Origin of the sequence: Sagittula marina (assembly GCF_014196795.1) — a bacterium.
Classification (GTDB): domain Bacteria; phylum Pseudomonadota; class Alphaproteobacteria; order Rhodobacterales; family Rhodobacteraceae; genus Sagittula; species Sagittula marina.
Genome location: NZ_JACIEJ010000004.1, coordinates 121,095 through 144,478 on the forward strand (window position 1 = coordinate 121,095; position 23,384 = coordinate 144,478).

A 23,384-nucleotide genomic window follows, 5' to 3' on the forward strand; every position below is an offset into this window, starting at 1 on the left:
GCAATTTGCACGGACCTGTGAGGTTCTGGGCGTGCCGTTGCGTCTGTGCAAACGAGAGCGGCGACGACATGTCAGCATGATATGGCAGGTACAATCGCGGCGGCTTGGCCCATTGGGACGAGTGGATCTGGTGTCGCGCGGCCCCGTGGCAGAGAATCCGGATGATTTGAACGACTGGGCGCAGGTTTGGCGTCACTGGCATGATGGCCGGCCCATGATTCTAAACGCCGACGGGATAGCCGCCAAAACCCTGCGGGCCGCCGGGTTCTGGCCCTTGCTGACGCCTGCAACCTTGTGCGTGTTGCCTTTGGGCGATACGGCAAAGATGCGCGCGGCCCTTCAACAGAAGTGGCGAAATCGGCTCAATCGCGTTCAGCGGACCGATGTGACGGTGGTGAAACGGGCGTTGAAAACTGATGACTGGCTGCTGCAAGCGGAAGCCGAGCACGCAAAGACAAAGGGCTATCGCGGCTTGCCCCCCGCTTTTTCCGTGGCCTTCGCGCAAGCTAACCCGGGCCTCGCCTGCGTCTACGAGGCGCGTCACAAGGGGCAGCCCATCGCCGCCTCTTTGATGTTGCGACACGGGCGGATGGCCACTTGGCAAATCGGGCAGAGCACCGAGGCGGGCCGCGCCCTGAACGCCATGAACCTTGTTCTGTGGGAGGCTATGCAGGATCTGGCACGCGCGGGACACGATCAAATCGACCTTGGGATCCTGAACGAACAAGACGCCGCCGGTCTGACACGCTTCAAGCTGGGCACAGGGGCCCGGGCGCATCGATTGGGCGGCACCTGGCTGCATCTGGGATGCCTCGCCCCAATGGCGCGATGGCTGCCGGATCGCATGTGTGCCTGATCAGTCGAGCATCCATATTCCGTCGGGCCAGAATGCATGGAAGGCAAAGGCAAACATGACGTCATGCGGCAGATCCTTGCCGTCGGCATCCCGCACTCGGACAGAGCCGACATCCCGCCCGTCGCGGATGAAATCACTGTCCAGAGCCGAAGCCTGACCTGCGCGCCAACTCAGCACCACACCGTCTTCGCGCAGTTCCTTGGCCTCCGCCAAGCGCGCGAGGGGCCATGCGCGGTCCCCGACACGCACCACGCGCACAAGGGGCGCGATGCCATGGGGCGGCATCTCGCCGGAATAAAGGAACGGACGATGCGACGAATCATAGCCACGATAGGGGTTGCGCCCATACGCCCGGTTCCACGCAGGCTCTGCCATCACCAGCCCGTCCGGGGACCGGGCGGTAAAATCGTCGTAGCTTTCCATCCATGACGGCAGGCTCGTGAGCGTTTTGCCCGTCATCTCGCCCACGATCCCGGTGCCGATCGCCTGCTGCCACCAGCTTTGGGTTTCACGGTCGTACATGATCATGTCGGAATTGCGCAGCTTGCCGGAGACGCCGAAGGTCAGCTCCTGCCCCGCCACGCGCCGGTCAAAGGTCAGGGCGGAGTTGCACAGAGGACAGAAAGTCACCGCAACCGGCACGTCACCGATGCGATCATTGACGATTTCGTGCCACGTCAGATATCGGATCGGATAAGCGCGCGGTGCTTCGCCGTCGAGGTCCACGGTAATGACAGGTTCGCGAGCATCAATCCCCCGCCCCTCCGCGACAGGCAGGAACGACGGATCAGACAGCGCGGGGATACCGTCCTTTCCCGGCCCACCGGAAATGACCTCGGCCCAACTGTCCAATGACGTCTGCGAGAAGTCCGTCGCTGGCCATTCGTTTTTCCAAAAAGACGGGTCTGCCGCGGTGGCGTGCCCTGTCAGGGCAAGCGTGCCGCCCAAGACCAGTCCCAAAAGTCGTCGCATCGCCGCCCTCCCCCAATGGTCAGAAACACCTTGGCAAGAAACGACGCTTTTGCCTAGGCGGTGTGCAGATCGCGTTGATCGAGGAAGGTCAGGATCGCTTCAGCCAGATGCGGCGCAACGGTCGGGTCGAGATGAAAGTGGTGGTCGCCGTCAAGATCCAACCGTGTGTAATCACCGATCAGATCAGCAGCCTGCGTCAGGAGGGCGGCCAGTGCAGGACGTGTGCAGATGCCGTCTCGGGCCATGATGTTCAGGACAGGACAGCGCAGGTTGCGCAACACATCCTCCACATCGGTTTGGGTCAGCTTGACGGCAGAGCTTGCAAAGAGCCTGCGGTCGCCGCGCAACTGGTACCCGCCGTCAACGGCCTGCAAGGCGCGAGCCGCAAGTGCTTGGGAAGTGGCGGCGCTATTGCCTTGGGCGGCGCGACGGGCCGCATAGGCGTCGGCGGTTTCAAACGTGCGCGGCGAACGCGAGGATTGGGCGCGCACGTCGGTCACAAACTTGCCGAGGGTCTCTGCAAAGCCAACCTGCGTCGGCTCCGGTGCCAAGGCATCCAAAGACACCAGGGCACGCACCCGATCCGGCTGCGCAGCGGCAAAGAGTGCCGCAATATTGGCACCCCGCGAATGCCCCATCAGCACGGGCTGCACCCAGCCGAGGCGATCCAGTATCCCGGCAATCTGAGGCAGATCATCCCAGATGTTGTAGGTCGCGTGAGCCGCGCGATGGGCGCTCAGACCCTGCCCGCTCAAATCCAGCGCCACCACGCGGCATCCGGTCAAACGCGGCGCCAGTATGGAAAAGCTGTCGGCGTGGTCCATCCAACCATGCAGCGCCAAAACCGGTGTACCGTCTTCCGGCCCCCACATGCGGCCAGCATAGGTCAGCCCGTCAACCGTCCACTCTGCGTCGATACCCTGCGTCATGTCATTGCCTTTGTTACGAAAAAGCCCTCCCCGCGCGGGCGGAGAGGGCTGATCTATAAAAACCGTCAGAGCCGTCAGTTGGTGACAGTGACTTTGGTCATACGGTCCGGCTCGCCAGACACTGCGCCAGAGCGGGCTGCGCCACGCTTGATGCCGTCGACCACGTCCATGCCGCTCGTGACTTCACCGATGACCGTGTACTGACCGTTCAGAAACGGGCCGGGCTCGAACATGATGAAGAACTGAGAGTTGGCGCTGTCCGGCGATTGCGACCGGGCCATGCCCACGACGCCACGCTCGAACGCCCGGTCGGAGAATTCCGCACCGATCATGCCAAGGTCAGACCCGCCGGTGCCAGCGCGCCGCATGTCGAACCCATCGTCGGTTGCATCGCCGAACTGCACGTCGCCGGTCTGCGCCATGAAGCCGTCGATCACCCGGTGAAACACGACACCGTCATAGGCACCCTGTTCAGCCAGCTTGGTGACCTGTGCCACATGGTTCGGCGCGACGTTCTCAAACAGGTCGATGGCAATGGTGCCCTTGGGGCCGCCTTCGCCGGCGACCTCGATCTGCAGGCCCGTGGCCAGCGCAGGGCCTGCCAGAACCGTCAGAGCCAGAGTCAGCTTACGCAACATCTGCGGCCACCTTTACAGAGATCATGCGATCCGGGTTCGCGGGCGGCTCGCCACGCGTAAGGGCGTCGACATGCTCCATGCCTTCGATCACCTGACCGTAGACCGTGTACTGGCCGTTCAAGAAATCGTTGTCCTTGAAGTTGATGAAAAACTGCGAGTTGGCAGAGTTCGGGTTCTGCGACCGCGCCGCGCCCAGGGTGCCGCGGGCATGCGGCACGCGGGAAAACTCCGCGGGCAGATCCGGCAGCTCGGAACTGCCTGTGCCAGCGCGGCGTGGGTTGTAGTCTTTTTCCATGTTGGCATGCTCGACATCGCCGGTCTGCGCCATGAAGCCGTCGATGACGCGGTGGAAGGCCACGTTGTCATAGGCACCTGCACGGGCCAGCTCTTTCATGCGTTCAACGTGCTTGGGCGCAACGTCGGGCATCAGTGCGATGGTGACAGTGCCACCTTTGAGTTCCATCACGATGGTGTTCTCGGGATCCTTGATCTCAGCCATGGGGTCCACTCCTTGTCCACATTGCCGGGATGTGTATCGTGCTGCGCGCGCAAAGCCAAGCAGACGTTGACCTTGGGCCGCGCAGAGGGCAACACGGTGCAAAAGTGCGCGGACCCTCGCGTATTCAGGGATATGGGAGCAAAGACATGACCTGGAAAACCCTTGATGACATGGATCTTGATGGCCAGCGGGTGCTGACGCGCGTCGATATCAACGTGCCGGTCGAAAATGGGAAAGTCACGGACACCACCCGGATGGAGCGGATCGCCGCGACAGTTCAGGATATTCTCGCCCGCGGCGGCAAGCCGGTGCTGCTGGCCCATTTCGGCCGCCCCAAGGGGGAACGCCGCGATGACATGAGCCTGAAGATGCTGGTGCCCGCGCTGCAGGATGTTCTGGGGGCCGACGTGGTCTTTGCAGACGACTGTATTGGACCGGTGGCGCAAGCCGTCGTCGACACGCTGGAAGAAAACCAGGTGGCGCTGCTGGAGAACACCCGTTTCCATGCCGGCGAAGAGAAAAATGACGAGGCGCTCGCGGCACAAATGGCCGAACTGGGCGACATCTATTGCAACGATGCGTTCTCTGCCGCGCACCGCGCCCATGCCTCGACCGAGGCGCTGGCGCGGTTGCTGCCGTCCTGTGCCGGTCGCCTGATGCAGGGCGAATTGCAGGCGTTGGAATCGGCGCTTGGCTCACCGGAGCGCCCTGTGCTGGCGGTGGTCGGCGGCGCCAAAGTGTCCACCAAGCTGGATCTTCTGTCCAACCTTGTTGAAAAGGTCGACATGCTGGTGATCGGTGGCGGGATGGCGAACACCTTCCTCGCGTCCCAGGGCATCAATGTGGGCAAATCGCTGTGCGAGCACGACATGACCGACACCGCGAAGGCAATCGCGGAGAAGGCCGTGACCACGGGTTGCGCCCTGCTTCTGCCGCGTGACGTCGTCGTCGCGCGTGAGTTCAAGGCCGGTGCCGAGAACGAGATCGTGCTGACCGAGAACTGCCCGTCTGATGCGATGATCCTCGATGCCGGGCCCGACAGTGTGGCCCATATCAAGCAGGCCATCGACGACGCGAAAACCCTGATCTGGAACGGTCCGCTGGGCGCCTTCGAGATCGAGCCGTTCGATGCGGCGACCAATGCGGCGGCCAAACACGCGGCGGCCCGGTCCGAACACGGTCAGCTTGTGTCCGTCGCGGGCGGCGGTGACACGGTTGCAGCTTTGAACAAAGCCGGGGCAGCGGAAGATTTCTCTTACATTTCAACCGCGGGCGGCGCGTTTCTCGAATGGATGGAGGGCAAGGTTCTGCCCGGCGTCGCGGCACTCGATCAAGGTGAGAAAGCCACTGCCGAAGGCTGACCCTTCGTGAGACAAGAACAGGCGGCTCGGACTGGTTCCGAGCCGTTTTGCGTTGTCAGCCACCCGGACTGCCGCTCATGTCCTTCAGCAGGCGAATGGCCTCTGGCGCGGTAAAGGCGGTCAAATGGCCGCCGCGAGCCCCCCCTTTCATGTCCGTCAGGTCGATGACCTGCACAGGAAGGCGGCCCAGCCTCGCAGGGTCGTCGATAGAGCCGAGCCTAGTGGGTTTGCCGGTCAGAAAGGCCGAGAGTTCCAAGACCCTGTCCCGCTCTGACACCAGCAGGGTAAAGGGGCGCGGGAAGGGTTTTATGCGGCTGGCCTGACGGACAAAGACATCCTCGTCGATGTCCGGGCTGATGAGCGCGACGCCGGTCACATTGGCAAGAGCCGCGCGGTTGCCGGAGATCGACATTTGCCGCAGCGTCTCCATCACCAATTGGCTGCCCATGGAATGCGCCACCACCAGCACACCGTGGCCGCCTTGGTCGAGCGCTGTCAGCAAAGTCTCCAACCCATCGCGGGAAAACATCACGCTGTCACGGTCGTAGGCGTAGCCACGCGGACTGCCCGCTGACGGCCATGAAAATGCGATCACCGGGACGCGGGCGTCATAGTCGACCGCGACCTGCCCCAGCCGATAAATCGCTTCGGCGTTGTTGATGTTGAAGCCGTGGACGAACAGCACCACCTCCTCGCCAGGTGCGCCATGCTGGTCTAGCGCGGCGACGAAGGCCTCCGCGTTTTGGTACCCGACACTGGCGCTGACGATGAAGTGCTTTTGTGGGTCCGGCACGGCACTTCCAGGCCATTCGATCTGGCCGGTGGTGTGCGCCGGCGGCACCGACAGGTCCACCCGACCAAAACGCAAGGTCGGATCACGCACATCGCCCAACTGCTGGCCGAAGAAGATCGACTGTTCGACTTTACGCGGCAGGCGATTCGAGGCGACAAAAACCTGCTGAACCTGAGGCTCCGCCCCGGCGAGAGTTGGCATCAACGTCACCACTCCGCGCGGCGCGCAAGCCAAGAGAACCAGACCAAGCAGGATAGAAAAAGGGAATCGCGTCATGGGCGCAAGATACCCTGGCATGCGGCTGACGCCAGAGAAGCTTTGGTCATGGCAGGAATGCAACGGTCCGAAGCCGATTCGCGGCCTCACAACAGTGTTGGTTTCACCGATTCGCTGCCTATGACAAATTGGCGACAATAGCATCCAGAGACGATGCACCGCAGGCAGACACATTCATGACGCACCGCCAATCTCGTCCGTCGCTCGGCAGCCTTGTGTTCTTTGCAGGGACCATGAGCCTTTCGGCCTATTTTACCTTTGCCGCCGTGCAGGGGGATTTTGGCGTGTTTCGCCGTGCCGAGATTTCAGTGGAATCCTCAAAGCTGCAAGCAGAGCTGGACGAATTGCAGGACGAGGTGACGCGCATGGAAAATCTCACCATGCGTCTGTCGGATGACTATCTGGACATCGACCTGCTCGACCAGCAGGCTCGCGATGTGCTGGGGCTGGTGCGCGGCGACGAGATCGTCGTGAACTAGAGCCCCGTCCTGACTTTATGCGTAGATCCCAGACCCGTGCCCATTAATCTGACGTATTGAGCGCGAAATAATCTTGCGTTGTCTGGACGCCATCGGCCGGCCAGTCTACCCTCTGTGGCAACCGTTTAATATTAAACATGTCCTGGGGAGGAGAGGCGATGGTCACGCGAAAGCCGGCTGCAAAGCCGAACGTCTCAGCCGATGCGCTGAAGACTTGGTATCGCGACATGCTGCTGATCCGCCGGTTCGAGGAAAAAGCCGGACAGCTTTATGGCATGGGTCTGATCGGAGGATTCTGTCACCTTTATATCGGTCAGGAAGCCGTCGTCGTTGGGCTGGAATCCACTGCAGAAGAAGGTGACAAACGCATCACCTCGTACCGCGACCACGGGCATATGCTGGCCTGCGGCATGGACCCAAAGGGCGTCATGGCAGAGCTGACGGGACGAGAGGGCGGCTATTCCAAAGGCAAAGGCGGCTCGATGCATATGTTCAGCCGAGAAAAGCACTTTTACGGAGGTCACGGGATTGTTGGCGCGCAAGTGCCGATTGGGGCCGGGTTGGCGTTTTCGGACAAGTATCGCGGCAACCAGAACGTGACATTCACCTATTTCGGCGATGGCGCGGCAAATCAGGGTCAGGTCTACGAGACCTTCAACATGGCCGCATTGTGGAAACTGCCCGTGATCTTTGTGATTGAAAACAACCAATACGCCATGGGCACGGCGCAGGTGCGCTCCACCTCCACGCCGGATCTGCACACGCGCGGAGAAGCCTTTGGCATTCCCGGCGAAATCGTCGATGGGATGGACGTGCTGGCGGTGCGGGACGCGGGCGAGAAAGCGGTGAAACACTGCCGATCCGGTAAGGGGCCGTATATCCTCGAAATCAAGACATACCGTTATCGCGGCCACTCCATGTCCGATCCGGCGAAGTATCGCACGCGGGAAGAGGTGCAGAAGATGCGCTCTGAACGAGACCCGATCGAACATGTCCGTGAGCTATTGCTGCAGGGAAAGCACGCAACCGAGGATGACCTGAAAGCCATCGACAAGGAGATCAAGGCGGTGGTGACAGACGCCGCTGATTTCGCACGCAAGTGCCCCGAGCCGAAGCTGGACGAACTTTGGACGGATGTTTACGCAGACGCAGGGGAGGCCAACTGATGGCGACCGAGATCCTCATGCCCGCGCTCTCCCCCACGATGGAAGAAGGCACATTGGCCAAATGGCTGGTGAAAGAGGGCGACACCGTACACTCCGGCGATGTGATCGCAGAAATCGAGACCGACAAGGCAACGATGGAATTCGAGGCCGTGGATGAGGGCGTCATTGGCCGCCTGCTGGTGGCTGACGGCACGGCCAACGTCGCGGTGAACACCCCCATCGCCGTGCTGGTGGAAGATGGCGAGACTGTCGCGGCTCCGCCCAACCGCCCTGCGCAACAGCCGGTTCCGGCCGACAAGATGCTGACCTCGGAAAGCGCACCTGCATCTGCCAAGCAGCACCCCTCCCCCGGTTCGTCAACACAGGATGCGCCCGAGTGGACCGCGCCGGAACCCGATTGGCCCGAGGGGACACAGACACGCAGCCAGACGGTCCGAGAGGCATTGCGCGACGCGATGGCCGAAGAGATGCGCCGGGACGGAGACGTGTTCCTCATGGGCGAGGAAGTGGGCGAGTATCAGGGTGCCTACAAGATCAGCCAGGGATTGCTGGACGAATTCGGATCGAAGCGCGTGATGGACACGCCGTTTACGGAACATGGCTTTGCCGGGATCGGCGTCGGCGCGGCCTTTGGCGGTTTGCGCCCGATTGTCGAATTCATGACCTTCAACTTCGCCATGCAGGCGGTAGACCAGATCGTCAATTCCGCAGCCAAGACCCTGTACATGTCCGGCGGGCAAATGGGGTGCCCGATCGTATTCCGTGGCCCCAACGGCGCAGCGGCCCGCGTCGGCGCACAACACAGTCAGGATTACGCCGCATGGTACACCCATATACCGGGGCTGAAGGTGTGTATGCCGTATTCGGCTTCTGACGCGAAGGGCCTGCTGAAAAGTGCGATCCGCGATCCGAATCCGGTGGTTTTCCTCGAAAACGAGATCTTGTACGGGCGGTCCTTCGACGTGCCCGTCATGAAGGATTTCACCGTGCCTTTCGGCAAAGCCCGCATCTGGCGAGAGGGCACGGACGTCACGCTGGTAAGCTTTGGGATCGGCATGACCTACGCGCTGGAAGCCGCTGAAAAGCTGGCAGCCGAGGGGATCAGCGCCGAGGTCATCGATCTGCGTACACTGCGGCCACTCGACACTGCCACGGTGATTGCGAGCGTGCAAAAGACCAACCGCTGTGTCACGATCGAAGAGGGCTTTCCGGTGGCCAGCATCGGCAACCATATCTCGGCCAAATTGATGCAGGAGGCGTTCGATTATCTCGACGCGCCGGTGATCAACCTGACAGGTAAGGATGTGCCGATGCCCTACGCCGCCAATCTGGAAAAACATGCGCTGGTGACCACCGACGAGGTGATCGCTGCCGTCCACAAAGTCACCTATCGCTGAAGGGAGCGTCATGGCTGAAGAGATCGAGATCCTGGGCCTTGGCCCGAACGGGCTTGCCGTTGGCATGGGGCCGCACACTGCCTTGGTTCCCATGCCTTTGCTGGAACGCGAGATGATGGAAGTCACAAAAGATGGTGCGGAGGAATGGGCCGCCGCGCAAAGGTTTGAACTGGCACAGGCCATTGGCAAGCTGGTGAAGGGCGAGGTGCCCCCCGCCCCCTTTGACGGCATGGTGCTGGAAGCGGAGGCCTGAGCAATGCCTATCGAGATCCAGATGCCTGCCCTGTCTCCGACGATGGAGGAAGGGACATTGGCCAAATGGCTGGTGAAGGAGGGCGACACGGTCTCCTCTGGCGATGTGATCGCAGAGATAGAGACGGACAAGGCAACGATGGAATTCGAAGCCGTGGACGAAGGGGTGATTGCCCGGATCGACGTGGCCGAAGGCACCGCACAGGTGAAGGTGGGCACGGTGATTGCCATGCTGCTGGAAGAGGGCGAAAGCGGTGCGGACCTTGGGTCTGGACTGGGCGCGTCGGTATCAGTCCCCGAGCCAGAGGTCGCGGCGACGCCGACCGTGGCTCCTGCCGTTGGGTCTGGTGATAAAGGTGCGCGTATCTACGCCTCACCGCTGGCGCGCCGCATTGCTGACGAACGCGGCTTGGACCTCAGACAGATCACCGGGTCCGGGCCACGCGGCCGGATCGTCAAAGCAGATGTGGAAAGGGCCCTGGAAGGTTCGGTTGCGACTGCACCGCCGTCGAAAAAGGCGGCACCCTCCGCAGCGCCCGCACCTGCCCCGGTCGATCCGGACAGCGTTTTGGCGCTCTATGCAGATCGGGCGTATACCGAGGTGCCGCTGGATGGCATGCGTCGCACCATTGCCGCAAGTCTGACCGAGGCAAAGCAGACCATCCCGCATTTTTATCTTCGCAGGGAAATACGGCTTGATGCGCTCCTGTCGTTTCGGGAACAGCTCAATGCCCAGCTGGCAAAGCGTGGCATGAAGCTGTCGGTGAACGACTTCATTATCAAGGCCTGCGCACTCGCACTGCAGGAAGTGCCCTCGGCCAATGCCGTTTGGGCGGGTGACCGGGTTTTGCAGCTCACCCCCTCGGACGTTTCCGTGGCGGTGGCCATTGAAGGCGGGCTGTTCACCCCGGTGTTGAGAGACGCCGAAAGCAAATCGCTCTCGCAGCTGTCATCTGAAATGAAAGACCTTGCAGCACGGGCCCGTGACCGCAAGCTTGCCCCACAAGAGTATGAAGGCGGGAGCTTTGCCATTTCCAATCTGGGAATGATGGGGGTGGAGAATTTCGATGCTGTCATTAACCCGCCTCAGGCGGCGATCCTCGCCGTGGGCGCAGGGATCAAGAAGCCTGTGGTAGGCGCAGATGGTACTCTGGGGGTCGCCACCGTGATGTCGGTGACGCTATCAGTGGATCACAGAGTGATTGATGGGGCGCTGGGGGCTGAATTGCTCGGCGCGATCAAGGACAACCTAGAAAATCCTGTGGCGATGCTTGTCTGATTAAGACTGCATAAGGCCCCGAAATCCTCCGGGCCTTTACTTCAATTGTCGGACGCTTTTACATTCCGAAGGTGTCACCTTTGAACACATGATCCATCTGCATTGCGGGCTGGTCGCAGCCCGCTTCGCCGACGATCTTGGCCGGAATGCCCGCGACGGTGGTGCAAGGCGGAACCTCTTTGAGAACCACAGAACCGGCCGCAATGCGGGAGCAGCGCCCCACTTTGATATTGCCCAGAACCTTAGCGCCCGCGCCGATAAGAACGTTGTCACCGATCTTGGGATGGCGATCGCTGTCTTCCTTACCGGTGCCGCCCAGCGTCACCGAATGCAGCATCGATACGTTGTCGCCGACCACTGCTGTCTCCCCGATGACGATGGAGTGTGCGTGGTCGATCATGATCCCCCGCCCGATGCGTGCCGCGGGGTGGATATCAATGCCAAAAGCCTCTGAGGAGCGCATCTGAAAGAAATACGCCAGATCCTTGCGCCCTTGCCGCCATAGCCAATTAGCGACCCGATAGGCCTGAACCGCTTGAAATCCTTTGAAAAACAAAAGCGGTTGAAGGTAGCGATGACACGCTGGATCACGTTCAAAGGTGCCCGTGATGTCCGCGCGCGCTGCCTGGCCCAGTTCCGGGTCGGAGGCATATGCCTCATCACAGATTTCCCGCAGAATCTGTTCCGACATTTCACCATTCGCGAGCTTCAGGGACGTGCGGAAACTAAGCGCGCGTTCAAGGCTGGGATGGTGTAGAATAGAGTAATGCACCATGCCACCCAGAAGTGGCTCAGCGGCAACCGCCTCTTCTGCTTCGTGCGTGATGCGCCCCCAAACGGGATCCACCTCGGCCAGTCTTGCGCGTGTCTCAGCCATACGGCGTCCTCCTTGGGCCTCAAACTTGAGGATTAGATTAGCAGATAGCCCCTATCATGAGAAACGCAATTCCGTGATGACGCAGTTTGTCAAAAGAAATGTTCAAATCCGCTCTTTGCTGGGTGCAAAATGCCTGCGCAAGGCGTCAATGATCGTGGCATGACAGTGAAGATAGTCCGGGTCGCCGAAATTCGGCTCTTTCGCAATCGGATGCGCTAGGGCGGCGGCCATCAAAGTACCATCACCCCAATGCGCGTGGCATTTGCCAAGCCTGCGTCGATGACGGTCCGCAGCATGGGCTTGCGCAATGATATCATGGGCAAGTCCGGGGCGCACGGACTGTGGCACGCGCAACAAAGCGCGCGCCACAGCGGTTACATCGCCTGCGAGGACCGGTCTCATGCCTCTCGTCGCATACTGGCAAAGGGTCCGGGACCGAAGCGTCCCGAGATCTGCGCCACAGCAAGATCGTAGCTGCCCGACAGATTGTCCGCGGATTGCTCAGCCGCCGTGTAGGTCCAGTTTGGCGTGTCTGTCTGAACCTCGCGCACGACAGTTCCCGCTTGCAGCACGCGGACCAGATAGGCTTCGCTGTCCTCGCCGAGCGGCACCTCGTAAAGGTCCCAGCCATCTCCGTCGATACGCGTGCGTCTCACCCAGCTGAGCGACAGATCTCCACCGGTTTCCATGACAGTCAGATGCGCCGGACGATAGGGACGAAGACCATTTCCGTGGAACGCTTCTACCTGATGTACGAAAGACGGGTCGTCATAGGCGCGCTTGGCCGGCCCGATCCGAAAATGGCGTGAAACGCGTCTGAGCGAAGGCGACAAACCGATTTGCTCCGCAGCGCCATTCATCAGCACAACGTAGGACCCGGCGGGCCAGACCTCCGGCATCACGGAATCGCTGCCCGCCTGGCCGCGCAGACGATGAGACAAGGCCCATTGATCTTTAGACAGCAAAGCCGCATCCCGAAACTGGAACAACTCCCAATTGCCAGCCGTTCCATCGCCAATGGCCATCAAGTTGCCCCCGGCAAGAAAGGCCGCCTCTCCGATGGAGGACAAGACACCATGGGCGAGCCGAACGCGCAATGGCGCTCCGGGGTCTATCGATCCAGGGCGAGCGGCCATGAGAGGGGTTTGGGTGACACCAACCACCGCGCGAGTGTGTATCAGCGTGTTGAGCGTATAATCCGCGTCGTCCGGCGCGTCATAGACCGCGACAGATCCGGCCCAATTCTGCGCCGTGACCGCCAGATGTGGCGCATGCGGCACCTCCTCACCGCTCATGAGCGGCAAGTCCATGAACAACGGCGTCACCGGACCGACGGCTGTAAATGGCCGGAGCGACATGCCTTCATCATGATACGGCGACGGTTGGAAGACATCCGGTTCGATCCGCACTGCGTCGATCACTTGATGGTCCATCACGTCCACCCGATCGACGCGAGCCAGTACAGGACCGGATTTTGTAGGCACCCGCACCACATCCCCCGCGCCAATTGCAATCCGCGATGGCGGCAGGGCAAAGCGCAGGGTGTCGCGCGCCACGCGAGCCTCAGCCAGCCAGCGTTCCGCAGTCTGCCGCCCCTCCGCACGGGTCATGGAGAGAGCTATATCCGTGTCTGCGACGGCGTGGGTGGCATCATCGGGCAGCACAGCTTCTTCAGCTGCAATCTGGTGGTCGGCATCGGCGAGCACAAAGCCCAGGCGCACACGGCCTGTCATCTCCGCCTCGCCGGCGCGCACCTGCACAAGGTCGCCATCCGTTTCATCGCTGACCGCGAGCGCATCCAGCTCCAGATCAACCGGAGACTGCCCGTTGCGCATCCGAAAGACCAGCGCGCCATCCCGCTCGATGGCGTCAAACCCATAGGCCAGCATCAGCGGCTGCAAGCTTTGCCGCGCATCTGCAACGCCCGGGCCCACATACCCGCGGACGAAGCCGACAAGCCCACTGGTGTCGACATGCGTGAGGCCAACCCGCTGGCAAATTTCATCTACCACGGACGATAGCGTCCGCCCGGAAACCCGTCCGTTCAACCAATGCCCAGCGCGGTAGTTTGGCCCATCTGACCAAAGATCCTCATTGGCAGGAAACCAAGGAAAAGGTCGTGCATCCCACGCCCAGACAAACGCGCGGTTCATATCCAGCATCGGGCCGCCGTAGACGCCAGAGGTCGGGTTGTTGGCAGCCTCACCCCAGTAACCCAGCATCGCGCGAAGGTATTGGTGCTGGATTGCCTCGTCTCGCAAGCCATTCGAATAATGCGGCAAGCTGGATTCAGAAGACTTCGGATCGACGAATTTGTTTGGCTGGTTTGTACCCTTGTCCACCGAGGCACAGCCCAGTTCCGTAAACCAGATGGGCTTGCTTTGCGGAACCCACGCCGTGGATGACGCCAGACGGACGCCCCCGATGCGCTCGTGGTGGGGATTGCCCCACCAATTGCGGATGTCCTTGTACCGCCAAACCCATGGCTCCCCGTAGGTGCCATCGGTGATCACCGCGCGGGTCTGCGTCTCACGCGCCTCCTGCGAGGGATAATACCAATCGTAGCCCTCACCGCCCTCTATGTTGGCGCGCAGATAATCGATGTTGTGGATTGCGCCCCATTCCGCATCTGCATGGTCGCTCTCATCGCGCCAATCAGACAGCGGCATGTAGTTATCAATGCCGACAAAATCGATGTTCGGGTCGCTCCAAAGAGGGTCGAGGTGAAAATAGAGATCACCAGATCCGTCCTGCGGATGATAACCGAAATACTCCGTCCAATCGGCGGCATAGCCGATCTTCACCTCTGGCCCGAGAATCGCACGACACTGTACGGCCAGAGCTTTCAAGGCCATCACGGCAGGAAAGCCCGCAACCCCACGGATTTGCGTCAGCCCACGCATTTCAGATCCGATGCAGAACGCCTCAACGCCGCCCGCCGCAGCGCACAATGCCGCCTGATGCAGAATGAACCGGTTGTAGCGCCATTCCGATGGGCCGCTGTAGCTTACGACGCCGTCATTGATTGAGAAATCCGAAGCCTGCGCTGTACCAAAAAACGCATCAACCTCCGTATCGGCGGCGGCTGATTGATCGGGCGAGCCGCTCTGCCCCGGTGCCGCGCTCAAGGTGATGCGACCACGCCAAGGTAAAACGGGCTGATCTGGATCGCCCGTCCACGGATCAGTTAGTCCGTTTCCGTCCATCTGCTCCATCAAGATGAAGGGATAGTACATCACGTCCAAACCTTGGTCGTTCATCTTCTGGATCGACTGGATGACGGATTGGTCGGTTGGTGTCCCCCCATAGACAGGACGACCGTTCTCCGTTGGAACTTCGAGCGCCTCATCCCGCGTTACGCCGCTCACCGTCCACGCCATCTTGGCGTCGTATTCGGTTTGCTCGACCTTTGGCATGATCTGACATGTGCCACAGCGCAGGTCACTGCCGAACCAGCTCACGATCAGCGAGCTTGCTGTGCAGGCCGGTGCCTCGTCGGTCAATTGGCGCAGAGACGTGTTGAAATCCGGCTCTTCTGCCGGTGAATTGACATTGGCCACGGCCTGGCCGCCTGACCCGACGCCAAAGATCCTGTCGGACCCTGCCTGATGGTTCCAATACACCGGCTCTGTGGCCAAGGCGTACTCGCCCGTTCCCGGTATCATCGCAACGGCGTTCAACAAGGCGGGCAGTTGGTCCGAGCCAAGGTCAGGGCGCGTGACCTCAAAGCTAAACTGAGGCACGCGATTGCCAAAGCGCGTCAAATCCAAGTCTTCTATAACAACATAGGCCGTACCACGATATGCCGGCACCATCCCCGTTCCCTCGACGGCTTCCATCTTCGGATCAGGCTGCTGGTCCTGGCTGCCGGAGTAGACGCGCATATTCAGATCATCGATGGGTATTTCTGCGCCATCGGCCCAGATCCGATTGACGCCAGTGATTTCTCCCTCGCAAAGCGCCATCGCAAGGCTTACTGTGTAGCTGTAGCTCACACCCTTCGGCTCCGCCGGCGATGACGTCCCCTTGCCCCCGCCGGAGCCACCGCTCTTCTTGCGATGTTCCTCGAATTCCGTCGCCCAGATCACATGACCGCCGATGCGGGCACGCCCGTAGACCTGACCAATCGGATGGCCCTCACCAGAGCCTGTGATGCGAAACCGCTCAACGCGACCCGTTTCCACCACGTCCGACCCCTGCCCCATAAGGCGCTGGCTCATTAGTCGCGCATCAATGGAACGGCCAACAGCAGCCCCGACAAAACGTCCGGCCGCCATGGCAGACAGCCCCAGCACGGATCCACCGATCGAACTGCCGATGGCCGCCCCTGCAGCGGATAAAAGGATCGTTGCCATCGCTCAAGCCTCCGTTGGAAAGGTAAAACGGGCCACCACCCGCCGCGCCCATGGTGCGCTTAGCGCGCTTTCGATCACGCCGTGACCGCTGTAGGCATGGACAAAACTCGGGGATTGACCGACCTCAGCCTGCACGCCTATGTGTTTGGCCACAGCGCCATCGCGCATACGGAACAGCAGCACATCACCGGGAGCCGCATCAGTCAGTGTCTTGCGGCGAAGATGGGTCAGGCCCGCGCGCAGAAGACGCTCATCCCCCTGAGGTTCAGACCAATCTCGGGTATAGGCCGGGATGGGCTCCGGCTCTGACCCTATGATGTCGCGCCAGACACCGCGCAACAGGCCAAGGCAATCGCATCCGGCCCCTTTGGCAGACGCCTGATGCACATAGGGTGTCCCGATCCAGGCGCGCGCAGCGGTCACAATGGCGGTCATCGTCGGCTCCCCCCGGTTTTTGACTTTGCACTGGAAGGTTGGACTGTCATCCAGTCATCCTCCGGCACATCCGGGAACCCTTGAAAGTTGATCAGGTTGGCGAATTTTTCGCGACAGGTGCGGAACTGCTTGTCACAGCCAGCATCGAGCCGCACCAAGTCGCCCGCCTGCGGTTTCGCGCGCAGCGGTTCCCAGATCTCGATGACACGAGAGCCATCGGATGTCCGGTGATCACGTTTTATCGCCGCAACGAGGCCCGAAGCTGAACCGCTCAAAACTGTCAGCTTGCCACGTTGAAACCAGCCATCTGCAAATTCAGACAACATCCCGCAATCGAACACCCGTGCATCTTCGACCGCGTTCAAAGCTGTGTCATGACGGTAGCCTCCGGTTCCGAGGTCAAAGCCACAGGAACTGTCGCCCAAGACCGCTGTGCAGGGCTTTTGAAATACGCGCCCTACAGGTCGGTTCAGTCGTTCCGTCAGCCCGCGCAATTCGGCGTGGAACGCACCGTCGCCACGACGAAGCTCGCCGATATGGCCTCGGAACATGACGCGCCGGGCGTCGACATCAGCCCAATTCACCAACCACGCTGTCACCTCCGCCCCGTCATAGCGGCCAGCAGCGATGTCTTCCTCACGGATCGCAGTATCGGTGAGCGCGCCCATCGCCTCAGTGTTGTCCACCGACAGACCCGTCGCCTGTGCCAACGCTCGGGCGGTTAAGCCTGTCTCCGCCTTGAAGGTCACGCCATCAAAGGCAAGGTCACGATCATGGTCGGTGAAGCCAAGGGTGATGCCGTCCGACCGTGTGACTGCCCAGGCGCGTGCGACCGTACTGACACCCTCTGCCAGATGCGCATGTAACGCTTCTCGTCCCATCAGACCCGCACCTCCACGACCGGCACATCCGGCACCTGGCCCGCGCGAAAGCTCGCCACGCTGACCGTGATCCGATCCGTGTCAAAGCGGACCGGCACGTCAAATTCGAAACCGGCGGTAATTTCCTCCTCTGAGGCCGGCGCGGTGGCGAAGGTGACGATCCCCGTACTTGCATCGACGGTAAAATCCGCTCCCTCGTTCAAAGCGGTTCCATCAACGGCAATCACCACTGTGCCTGCGATGGGCTTGGTAATCGGCCGCACATAGGATCCCTCGCCCGAACGATAGGTCTTGATCAGCGGAAAACTGACCGTCGCCCCATCCCCCAACGCAATGACCTGGTCCGACGCAGATATCGTGTCAGACGGTAAGCAGGATTTGAAATCAACCCAGTCCTTCCATCGGAATCCGAACAGTTGCCCCTGCCGTGCCTCGAAGAAATCAATCACCGAGGACACGTCATCCAGCGACCGCATCCCAAGCCCCGCATCGTAACGCCTGCGCGAATGTGCCCACGGCGTGTTGCGCTCTTCGAACCCGCTTGTCAGCGAGACGATGTCGGTCCGCCGCTCTGGCCCGCCGACCGAGCCAAAGCTCAGGTCCGTCGGAAATCTCACCTCGTGAAAGCCCATCTGTCCCTCCGTCTACCTTGATTTTCAGCGATTGCGCGCACCACGGCCCAGCGCCATGCTCATTCGTGCCGCGATCTGGCTTTGGCTGCGCTCGAAAGACCGCGCATCCGGCGTCGAAATATTCATGACCACCGTGACCGGCTGACTGCCACCAGCAGCCCGCACGCCCAGTTTGCCATCGGCCCCACGTGCCAGTGGCATGATGGCTTCGGGCCCTGCCTCGCCCATCAGGCCCGCACCGCCCCGCACCGGAAAGACCGTCGGGCCATTCACGATCCCACCGTTGGCAAAGGGCATCACCCGGCCTTGGGCAAAACCGCCCCCCTTCGCAAATGATGAATGGTCGCCCAGTACCGACGACACGCCGGAGGCTATGAAGCCACCGACATGATTGGCCACAGGACGGACCGCGGCTTTCCATGCCGCGTCGATCATCGACTGCGCTACGGTGCCCAGCGCGTCCGACAGCTTCATGCCATCCAGCACCACGCCGTCGATGGCGCGCGACACACCACGCGACAGGCTTGCCTCCAACCGGACGGCGCTGCGCCCCGTGGCGGAAAAGGTCGTGTTGATCCTGTGCATTTCTGCGTCAAAGGCCGCTGCCATGCTGGTGGCCCCGGACAGGGATCGTTCCAGCTTGGCCGCCTCTTCGCCCAGATCATCCACATCCAGCGTATTCATATCTCGTCACTCCTGTCCGGAAAGGCCGCCATCAGCGCGTCCAGCCGCTGACGCCCCAATGGGCGCCCGCCAGAGCCTTCACCAAGCAGCATCTGCAATTCGGCGGGGGTCAGCGCCCAGAACTCCCAAGGCTTCAACCCGAGGCCCCGCATGCCGGCACGCATCAACGCGGGCCAGTCAAAGCCTTGCGGCTCAGGCCCCGCCATCTGCCTGCTCCGGCACCATGAAGGCACGGGCCAACAGCTCAGCCGCAGCCCGAGCTGCCACCATAGGCCCGCCTTCGATTTCAGCTGTCGTCAGGTCCGAAGCCCGTCCAGCCCAGCCACCGCCGCGCAGGCCAGCCACGATCAGCGCCAAAACATCACGAGTGCTGAAGTTGCCCGCCTCGAAGCGCTGCGCCAGCTCCACCAGGGATCCGGTCTGCAAACCTGCCTCAAGCTCCGCCAACGCACCAAGCGTCAGCCGCATCACATGGCGCTTACCATCGATGACCAGCGCCACATCCCCCCGCCATGGATTGGCCATCACGCCACCGGGGCGGCGGTGAAGACCAGATGCCCCGCAGAGGCAAGCGCCATCTCATAGGTCGCCTCGCCGTTGTGAGATCCCGCGTACTCGATAGATGTCAGCTGAAACTTGCCTTCGACCGTGCCGAAATCCGGAATGATCACCTGAAAGTCCGGGGTGACACCATCAAAGAAAATCTGCCGCGCGCGCTCGTCCGAGCTGTCATCCTTGAAGACGCCAGACCCGCTGATGTTGGCCGATTTCACCCCGGCACCCGCCAGCAGTTCCCGCCAGCCGTCCTGGCTTTCGAGCGTGGTCACATCCACACTATCGGCGTTGAAACTGATCCGCGTCGCCCGCAGCCCCGCCATGGTTTGAAAGACCCCATTGCCGGTCATGTCCACTTTGATCAACAGATCTTTGCCGTTTTGAGCAGCCATCATTCATACTCCGTCCAAGATGTTTGGTTGTCCCTGACCGGCCCCTCAAGGCGCAGTCGTGTCCTCGACCCGAGCGCGAAACGTCAGATCAATCCGACGTCGCCCATCGGTTTCCCGTTTGGCGGTGGCTTTGCGAAACCACATGCCGATCAGCCGACCACGGGTCAGTGCGACCTGCGCATCCTGCAAGCTGTCGCTCACCAGACCGGCGGCTTGCTTGGCACCCAGAAAACCTGAATTTTCTGACACCACGGAAATCACGAATTCATGCCAGGCACCGCTGTCGCTGCCATCGCTTGCGTCCCGCACCCGCTCCGGGCCAAGCGCAACATACATCGCGGGCAACGGACCTGACGGCGGATTGTCGAAGATGTTCCCATCTACCATCAACCCAAGCTGCATGTTGTCCTGAAGCAGTCCAAAGACAGCCGTCTGCAAGGAAGCCGAAAGCGCATAGGTCATACGTAAACCTCCTCTTTGCAGAGGCATCGCAGGTACAGTCCGTGTGGTTCCTGTTCCGTGACGGACTCGATCAGCAGACGCCGACCGGCCATTGTGAACCGCTGGCCCGGTACGGGACGTGCCCACTGACCAATCGGCGCCGCGCGCACCCAGACATCAAAATCCGTGGTGGAAACCGCGCCAGCTTCGCCTGTGCTCAACCGCCCTGCCCCAGGCTTCACCTTCGCCCAAAGAGTGCCAACCGGCAGCCAAGTTACAGACGAGCCGCCCGCATTGTCAGGAATCGCCCCCGAGGTCTCGAGAACCACCTTGTGGTTCAGTCGCAAAGACCGCTGTGCCGCCCCGCCCCTCATGCGCCCAGTCCGATGCGCACAGGACGATAGCGCGCGATCAGGCTTGTCACGCCGAAGGGCATGCATCCCTGACCCAGAGCTGTTTCATCGCGATACTCGTAGTAATGTGCAGCCAGAAGCATCACCGCCTGCTTCAGATCATCCGGCACGTCACCAAAGCTGAAACCGAACCCAGCTTGAAATCGGATCTCCACCGACCCGTCTTCCGGAACGCTTGGAAAGCTGCCCAGCGCCCGCAGTTTTGGCGCAAAATTGTCCTTGATCAGACGATACTTGCCCGGGTCCATCACATCGGTGCCGCCAAAGGCATCAACAACGACGACATCCGTCACAGACTGGACCGGTGCAATCGGCAGGTTTTGCTGTCCGTAATTCTGCCACGCCTCAAACGTTACCACGAAACCGCGCTGAATAAGGGCCTTGGATGTACGAGCTTCAATCGCTGCAAGCGCTGCCCGCAAGAAGGCGACGAGCAGATCGTCCTGCAGGTCGGTCTCGGAAAAGCCGCTGCCCAATCGCAAATGCGCCTTGAACGCATCCACGGGAAGAGCCGCCTCCGCCACCTGTGTTTCTTCCACCAACATCATGTTTCTTCTCCGAAATCCTCGGCCCACCGCCGCTGCGGCTCGGGCCCCCATCATCAGGTGGGCGCGCGCCGCCCAGGTCGCACGGGCGGAGGGGAAGCTGGACAACTCAGGACCACGCGCGCCCGTCGGAAGGTGGCTCTCACCACCCCCCGGTCCGGTCCGCGTTTACGACGTTGCGCAGCGCAGCAGCTTGATCGCCGAATAGTCGCTGACACCGCCGCCCACGCGCTTGGAGGCATAGAACAGCACATGCGGCTTCGCAGAGAACGGGTCGCGCAGGACGCGAATGTCTGGACGCTCCGCAATGGTGTAACCCGCACCGAAGTCACCAAACGCGATCGGATAGGTGTTGCTCCCGATGTCCGGCATGTCTTCTGCGATCAATACCTTGTAGCCCATCAGGCGCGCTGGCTCCGCCGCAGCCAACCCGTCTGCCCACAGGTGACGTCCATCGTTGTCCTTGAGTTTGCGCAGCGCGCCGGCGGTCTTCGAATTCATCACGAAGGTGCCATTCGGGCGATAGCGGCTGTCCAGCGCGTAAACGAGATCGATAAGCGCATCCGCGTCGTCGATCGCAGAGGCAGACCCGGATGCCACATAGCCGAGCGACCCCCAGGACCATGTGGCGTTTGCAACGATGGTATTGGTCAGCAGGCCTGTGGGCTTATCCACACCGTCGCCAGAAATGAAGGCCGCCGCTTCGGCACGAATGAACTTGTCCGCGATGCGACCCGCCAGCCAGCTTTCCACGTCGAACGCCGCGTCATCCAGCAGACGCTGCGAGACCTTTGGCATGGCATTCAGCTCATACAGCGGGATCGAAATGCGTTCGATGGTCGGCGTCGCGGTCTCAGCGGCCGTGGAGGTCTCCGCCGCCCAGCCCGCGCCGGTGTCATTGCGGTCAATCAGGACGTCGAAAGCAGAGGCTTCAACGTTCACGACGTTGGAAATTGCGCGGATCGACACAAGGCTTTCCAGCTTAGACTTGATGATCTGCGAGGTAGCAGGATCCACCAAGTAGCCGCCGTCCGCATTTACGGCTGTGGACATCGCCTTGCCTTCAAGTTCAATGCCCCGAAGGCCATCATCATCCCCTGAACGCAGATAGGCATCGAACGCCTTCTGGTGGGGGGCTTCGACCTCGGTGCGGGTCGAAAGGGCTGGGCGTTTCGCCAAGGCGGATTTATGATCAAGCATGGTCAGTCGCTCTTCCTGTTTTGAAAGCTTTTCTTCCAGTTCGGCCTGAATGGCCTTGTAGTCCCCGATCAGTCCCGCCATCGCGGCACTCACTCGGGCGACCGGAGACACATCTTCCCCGGTCCGAGACGTGGTCCCGGTGTCACTCATCTTGATGTTCCTCGTATTGTGCCCTACCGCGCCCATGGGGTGCGGCCATGCGTGACGTGCGTCAGACGCCCGTCAGGTTCCGGCGCATACCCTCCAGGGCCTCCGCCAACTCACGCAGGCCGTCCATATCCTGAGGAGGCTCTTCCCCCTTGGACGACACCCGCGCACTGGGCAGCATTGGAAAGGTCACCAGCGACACCTCCCAAAGCTCCAGTTCCGCCAGAAGCCGGTGGCCTCTGTCATTCTTGGTTGATTTCAGCGTGCGATAGCCGATGGACAGACCATCAATAGCGCCCGCTTCTATCAGCGCGGCGGCTTCCCGCCCCTTTTCCACACTGTCGAGTAGCCGGCCTTTTACGAACAGGCCGCGCTCATCCTCACGCACCTCGTCCCAGATGCCGATGGGTTGCGCCGGGTCATGTTGCCACAACATCTTTACGGCGCGCCCCTCGGACATCAGCCGCTTCAGCGAGCGGGCATAGGCCCCCTTTGACACAACGTCACCGCCTTGGTCGCACTTGCCAAAGAGTGAGGCGTAGCCTTCTATCTTCATGCCTTCGACCAAAACCGCGTCCTGATCGAAGCGGCAGAACTTGTGTTCCAGATCCATTTCCATATCTCCTTTGAGGTGCTCACCTCGCAGCGCATTGAAATTCAGCGCACCTACGGTGGCTTTCGCCTGGCGCACCTACGGTGCCTTCTGCCCGGCGCACCTACGGTGCGACGCTCAAAATTCCTTGGAACGCTTGCGCCAGGATCACCGCCGCCACGCCGTAGACCGCCAGCCACAGCCGTCGCTCCAACCGTTCCATCAGGGCCTCAAGCCGTGTGAAGCGGTCGTTCAAAGCCTCGAACTGCAACTTCGAGACCCTCTCATGTGCCTCCAGCCGCATCCCCGGCGCACAGGCAAAAGGCTCCATTCGACTG

28 protein-coding genes are annotated in these 23,384 nt (G+C 61.1%); 7 read left to right on the plus strand and 21 right to left on the minus strand.

The annotated features are described in order from the left end of the window. Window positions 1–76: 76 nt before the first annotated feature. Window positions 77–856, plus strand: coding sequence for a GNAT family N-acetyltransferase (locus GGQ68_RS09035; protein ID WP_246429315.1), 780 nt, complete (start codon window positions 77–79; stop codon window positions 854–856). Here GGQ68_RS09035 and GGQ68_RS09040 read toward each other — a convergent pair whose 3' ends face one another. From GGQ68_RS09040 to GGQ68_RS09055, 4 genes are all read right to left on the minus strand, one after another. After that, the gene (locus tag GGQ68_RS09040; protein ID WP_183965196.1) at window positions 857–1,828 is read right to left on the minus strand and encodes a DUF3179 domain-containing protein; all 972 of its coding nucleotides are present in this window, start codon (window positions 1,826–1,828) and stop codon (window positions 857–859) included. Between the two features lie 53 nt (window positions 1,829–1,881). Then, window positions 1,882–2,757, minus strand: coding sequence for an alpha/beta fold hydrolase (locus GGQ68_RS09045; RefSeq protein ID WP_183965198.1), 876 nt, complete (start codon window positions 2,755–2,757; stop codon window positions 1,882–1,884). 74 nt (window positions 2,758–2,831) lie between these two features. Beyond that, a complete protein-coding gene (locus GGQ68_RS09050; RefSeq protein WP_183965200.1) occupies window positions 2,832–3,395 on the minus strand; it encodes a peptidylprolyl isomerase in 564 nt (187 codons plus the stop codon). Continuing rightward, on the minus strand, window positions 3,385–3,894 hold the full coding sequence (locus tag GGQ68_RS09055; protein WP_183965202.1) for a peptidylprolyl isomerase: 510 nt from the start codon (window positions 3,892–3,894) through the stop codon (window positions 3,385–3,387). The genes GGQ68_RS09050 and GGQ68_RS09055 overlap by 11 nt, the downstream gene beginning before the upstream one ends. Window positions 3,895–4,040: 146 nt before the next feature. Here GGQ68_RS09055 and GGQ68_RS09060 point away from each other — a divergent pair, with 146 nt between their 5' ends. After that, window positions 4,041–5,255: a phosphoglycerate kinase gene (locus tag GGQ68_RS09060; RefSeq protein WP_183965204.1), complete on the plus strand. Its 1,215-nt coding sequence runs from the start codon at window positions 4,041–4,043 to the stop codon at window positions 5,253–5,255. A gap of 55 nt (window positions 5,256–5,310) precedes the next feature. On the opposite strand, the gene GGQ68_RS09065 is transcribed toward GGQ68_RS09060, so the two are convergent. Beyond that, the gene (locus GGQ68_RS09065; protein ID WP_183965206.1) at window positions 5,311–6,249 is read right to left on the minus strand and encodes an alpha/beta hydrolase; all 939 of its coding nucleotides are present in this window, start codon (window positions 6,247–6,249) and stop codon (window positions 5,311–5,313) included. 251 nt (window positions 6,250–6,500) lie between these two features. On the opposite strand from GGQ68_RS09065, the gene GGQ68_RS09070 reads away from it, so the two are divergent. The 5 genes from GGQ68_RS09070 to GGQ68_RS09090 all read left to right on the plus strand — a co-directional run bounded on the left by GGQ68_RS09070 (window position 6,501) and on the right by GGQ68_RS09090 (window position 10,897). Next, window positions 6,501–6,803, plus strand: coding sequence for an FtsB family cell division protein (locus GGQ68_RS09070; RefSeq protein WP_183965208.1), 303 nt, complete (start codon window positions 6,501–6,503; stop codon window positions 6,801–6,803). Window positions 6,804–6,961: 158 nt separating this feature from the next. Then, window positions 6,962–7,969, plus strand: coding sequence for a pyruvate dehydrogenase (acetyl-transferring) E1 component subunit alpha (pdhA, locus tag GGQ68_RS09075; RefSeq protein WP_183965210.1), 1,008 nt, complete (start codon window positions 6,962–6,964; stop codon window positions 7,967–7,969). After that, window positions 7,969–9,366, plus strand: coding sequence for a pyruvate dehydrogenase complex E1 component subunit beta (locus GGQ68_RS09080; protein ID WP_183965212.1), 1,398 nt, complete (start codon window positions 7,969–7,971; stop codon window positions 9,364–9,366). The genes pdhA and GGQ68_RS09080 overlap by 1 nt, the downstream gene beginning before the upstream one ends. Window positions 9,367–9,376: 10 nt before the next feature. Further along, the gene (locus GGQ68_RS09085; protein WP_183965214.1) at window positions 9,377–9,619 is read left to right on the plus strand and encodes a hypothetical protein; all 243 of its coding nucleotides are present in this window, start codon (window positions 9,377–9,379) and stop codon (window positions 9,617–9,619) included. A gap of 3 nt (window positions 9,620–9,622) precedes the next feature. Next, a complete protein-coding gene (locus GGQ68_RS09090) occupies window positions 9,623–10,897 on the plus strand; it encodes a 2-oxo acid dehydrogenase subunit E2 (RefSeq protein WP_183965216.1) in 1,275 nt (424 codons plus the stop codon). A 58-nt stretch (window positions 10,898–10,955) separates the two neighbouring features. Here GGQ68_RS09090 and cysE read toward each other — a convergent pair whose 3' ends face one another. The 16 genes from cysE to GGQ68_RS09170 form a co-directional block, all read right to left on the minus strand. After that, the gene (gene cysE, locus GGQ68_RS09095; RefSeq protein ID WP_183965218.1) at window positions 10,956–11,774 is read right to left on the minus strand and encodes a serine O-acetyltransferase; all 819 of its coding nucleotides are present in this window, start codon (window positions 11,772–11,774) and stop codon (window positions 10,956–10,958) included. A 102-nt stretch (window positions 11,775–11,876) separates the two neighbouring features. Next, the gene (locus tag GGQ68_RS09100; RefSeq protein ID WP_183965220.1) at window positions 11,877–12,176 is read right to left on the minus strand and encodes a DUF7742 family protein; all 300 of its coding nucleotides are present in this window, start codon (window positions 12,174–12,176) and stop codon (window positions 11,877–11,879) included. Beyond that, window positions 12,173–16,129, minus strand: a complete 3,957-nt coding sequence (locus tag GGQ68_RS09105) for a baseplate multidomain protein megatron (protein ID WP_183965222.1) — start codon at window positions 16,127–16,129, stop codon at window positions 12,173–12,175. The genes GGQ68_RS09100 and GGQ68_RS09105 overlap by 4 nt, the downstream gene beginning before the upstream one ends. Before the next feature lie 3 nt (window positions 16,130–16,132). Further along, entirely contained in the window at window positions 16,133–16,564 is a 432-nt protein-coding gene (locus tag GGQ68_RS09110) for an NlpC/P60 family protein (protein WP_183965224.1), read from the minus strand. Beyond that, window positions 16,561–17,445, minus strand: a complete 885-nt coding sequence (locus GGQ68_RS09115; RefSeq protein WP_183965226.1) for a DUF2163 domain-containing protein — start codon at window positions 17,443–17,445, stop codon at window positions 16,561–16,563. Before GGQ68_RS09115 ends, GGQ68_RS09110 begins: the two co-directional genes overlap by 4 nt. Then, complete coding sequence (locus GGQ68_RS09120) at window positions 17,445–18,077, minus strand: DUF2460 domain-containing protein (protein ID WP_183965228.1); 633 nt, start codon at window positions 18,075–18,077, stop codon at window positions 17,445–17,447. The genes GGQ68_RS09115 and GGQ68_RS09120 overlap by 1 nt, the downstream gene beginning before the upstream one ends. A 24-nt stretch (window positions 18,078–18,101) precedes the next feature. Continuing rightward, window positions 18,102–18,761 (minus strand): phage tail tape measure protein, encoded by a 660-nt coding sequence (locus tag GGQ68_RS09125; protein WP_183965230.1) that lies wholly within the window; start codon window positions 18,759–18,761, stop codon window positions 18,102–18,104. Further along, window positions 18,758–18,967 (minus strand): rcc01693 family protein, encoded by a 210-nt coding sequence (locus tag GGQ68_RS09130; protein ID WP_183965232.1) that lies wholly within the window; start codon window positions 18,965–18,967, stop codon window positions 18,758–18,760. The genes GGQ68_RS09125 and GGQ68_RS09130 overlap by 4 nt, the downstream gene beginning before the upstream one ends. Continuing rightward, window positions 18,954–19,286 carry a gene transfer agent family protein gene (locus GGQ68_RS09135; protein WP_183965234.1) on the minus strand — a complete coding sequence of 111 codons (333 nt, stop codon included), beginning with the start codon at window positions 19,284–19,286 and terminating at the stop codon, window positions 18,954–18,956. Before GGQ68_RS09135 ends, GGQ68_RS09130 begins: the two co-directional genes overlap by 14 nt. Further along, entirely contained in the window at window positions 19,286–19,708 is a 423-nt protein-coding gene (locus tag GGQ68_RS09140) for a phage major tail protein, TP901-1 family (RefSeq protein ID WP_183965719.1), read from the minus strand. The genes GGQ68_RS09135 and GGQ68_RS09140 overlap by 1 nt, the downstream gene beginning before the upstream one ends. A gap of 45 nt (window positions 19,709–19,753) precedes the next feature. After that, window positions 19,754–20,170 (minus strand): DUF3168 domain-containing protein, encoded by a 417-nt coding sequence (locus tag GGQ68_RS09145; protein WP_183965236.1) that lies wholly within the window; start codon window positions 20,168–20,170, stop codon window positions 19,754–19,756. After that, the gene (locus GGQ68_RS09150; protein ID WP_343055903.1) at window positions 20,167–20,589 is read right to left on the minus strand and encodes a head-tail adaptor protein; all 423 of its coding nucleotides are present in this window, start codon (window positions 20,587–20,589) and stop codon (window positions 20,167–20,169) included. The genes GGQ68_RS09145 and GGQ68_RS09150 overlap by 4 nt, the downstream gene beginning before the upstream one ends. Beyond that, window positions 20,520–21,110, minus strand: a complete 591-nt coding sequence (locus GGQ68_RS09155; RefSeq protein WP_183965240.1) for a head-tail connector protein — start codon at window positions 21,108–21,110, stop codon at window positions 20,520–20,522. Before GGQ68_RS09155 ends, GGQ68_RS09150 begins: the two co-directional genes overlap by 70 nt. A gap of 165 nt (window positions 21,111–21,275) precedes the next feature. After that, window positions 21,276–22,457: a phage major capsid protein gene (locus tag GGQ68_RS09160; RefSeq protein ID WP_183965242.1), complete on the minus strand. Its 1,182-nt coding sequence runs from the start codon at window positions 22,455–22,457 to the stop codon at window positions 21,276–21,278. Between the two features lie 61 nt (window positions 22,458–22,518). After that, complete coding sequence (locus tag GGQ68_RS09165) at window positions 22,519–23,067, minus strand: HK97 family phage prohead protease (protein WP_183965244.1); 549 nt, start codon at window positions 23,065–23,067, stop codon at window positions 22,519–22,521. A 103-nt stretch (window positions 23,068–23,170) separates the two neighbouring features. Further along, the gene (locus tag GGQ68_RS09170) at window positions 23,171–23,377 is read right to left on the minus strand and encodes a GTA head formation protein, RCAP_rcc01685 family (protein WP_246429316.1); all 207 of its coding nucleotides are present in this window, start codon (window positions 23,375–23,377) and stop codon (window positions 23,171–23,173) included. Window positions 23,378–23,384: the final 7 nt, after the last annotated feature.

Coding starts and splice junctions, on each gene's coding strand:
- GGQ68_RS09035 (WP_246429315.1), top strand. CDS start 77: ATGATATGGCAGGTACAATCGCGGCGGCTTGGCCCATTGGGACGAGTG.
- GGQ68_RS09150 (WP_343055903.1), bottom strand. CDS start 20,589: ATGCATGCCCTTCGGCGTGACAAGCCTGATCGCGCGCTATCGTCCTGT.
- GGQ68_RS09080 (WP_183965212.1), top strand. CDS start 7,969: ATGGCGACCGAGATCCTCATGCCCGCGCTCTCCCCCACGATGGAAGAA.
- GGQ68_RS09155 (WP_183965240.1), bottom strand. CDS start 21,110: ATGATGTTGGTGGAAGAAACACAGGTGGCGGAGGCGGCTCTTCCCGTG.
- GGQ68_RS09130 (WP_183965232.1), bottom strand. CDS start 18,967: ATGGCGGGGCCTGAGCCGCAAGGCTTTGACTGGCCCGCGTTGATGCGT.
- GGQ68_RS09165 (WP_183965244.1), bottom strand. CDS start 23,067: ATGGATCTGGAACACAAGTTCTGCCGCTTCGATCAGGACGCGGTTTTG.
- cysE (WP_183965218.1), bottom strand. CDS start 11,774: ATGGCTGAGACACGCGCAAGACTGGCCGAGGTGGATCCCGTTTGGGGG.
- GGQ68_RS09110 (WP_183965224.1), bottom strand. CDS start 16,564: ATGACCGCCATTGTGACCGCTGCGCGCGCCTGGATCGGGACACCCTAT.
- GGQ68_RS09160 (WP_183965242.1), bottom strand. CDS start 22,457: ATGAGTGACACCGGGACCACGTCTCGGACCGGGGAAGATGTGTCTCCG.
- GGQ68_RS09070 (WP_183965208.1), top strand. CDS start 6,501: ATGACGCACCGCCAATCTCGTCCGTCGCTCGGCAGCCTTGTGTTCTTT.
- GGQ68_RS09135 (WP_183965234.1), bottom strand. CDS start 19,286: ATGGCCAATCCATGGCGGGGGGATGTGGCGCTGGTCATCGATGGTAAG.
- GGQ68_RS09125 (WP_183965230.1), bottom strand. CDS start 18,761: ATGAATACGCTGGATGTGGATGATCTGGGCGAAGAGGCGGCCAAGCTG.
- GGQ68_RS09085 (WP_183965214.1), top strand. CDS start 9,377: ATGGCTGAAGAGATCGAGATCCTGGGCCTTGGCCCGAACGGGCTTGCC.
- pdhA (WP_183965210.1), top strand. CDS start 6,962: ATGGTCACGCGAAAGCCGGCTGCAAAGCCGAACGTCTCAGCCGATGCG.
- GGQ68_RS09120 (WP_183965228.1), bottom strand. CDS start 18,077: ATGGGCTTTCACGAGGTGAGATTTCCGACGGACCTGAGCTTTGGCTCG.
- GGQ68_RS09090 (WP_183965216.1), top strand. CDS start 9,623: ATGCCTATCGAGATCCAGATGCCTGCCCTGTCTCCGACGATGGAGGAA.
- GGQ68_RS09100 (WP_183965220.1), bottom strand. CDS start 12,176: ATGAGACCGGTCCTCGCAGGCGATGTAACCGCTGTGGCGCGCGCTTTG.
- GGQ68_RS09045 (WP_183965198.1), bottom strand. CDS start 2,757: ATGACGCAGGGTATCGACGCAGAGTGGACGGTTGACGGGCTGACCTAT.
- GGQ68_RS09170 (WP_246429316.1), bottom strand. CDS start 23,377: ATGGAGCCTTTTGCCTGTGCGCCGGGGATGCGGCTGGAGGCACATGAG.
- GGQ68_RS09050 (WP_183965200.1), bottom strand. CDS start 3,395: ATGTTGCGTAAGCTGACTCTGGCTCTGACGGTTCTGGCAGGCCCTGCG.
- GGQ68_RS09060 (WP_183965204.1), top strand. CDS start 4,041: ATGACCTGGAAAACCCTTGATGACATGGATCTTGATGGCCAGCGGGTG.
- GGQ68_RS09065 (WP_183965206.1), bottom strand. CDS start 6,249: ATGCCAACTCTCGCCGGGGCGGAGCCTCAGGTTCAGCAGGTTTTTGTC.
- GGQ68_RS09055 (WP_183965202.1), bottom strand. CDS start 3,894: ATGGCTGAGATCAAGGATCCCGAGAACACCATCGTGATGGAACTCAAA.
- GGQ68_RS09145 (WP_183965236.1), bottom strand. CDS start 20,170: ATGACCTATGCGCTTTCGGCTTCCTTGCAGACGGCTGTCTTTGGACTG.
- GGQ68_RS09040 (WP_183965196.1), bottom strand. CDS start 1,828: ATGCGACGACTTTTGGGACTGGTCTTGGGCGGCACGCTTGCCCTGACA.
- GGQ68_RS09105 (WP_183965222.1), bottom strand. CDS start 16,129: ATGGCAACGATCCTTTTATCCGCTGCAGGGGCGGCCATCGGCAGTTCG.
- GGQ68_RS09115 (WP_183965226.1), bottom strand. CDS start 17,445: ATGGGACGAGAAGCGTTACATGCGCATCTGGCAGAGGGTGTCAGTACG.
- GGQ68_RS09140 (WP_183965719.1), bottom strand. CDS start 19,708: ATGGCTGCTCAAAACGGCAAAGATCTGTTGATCAAAGTGGACATGACC.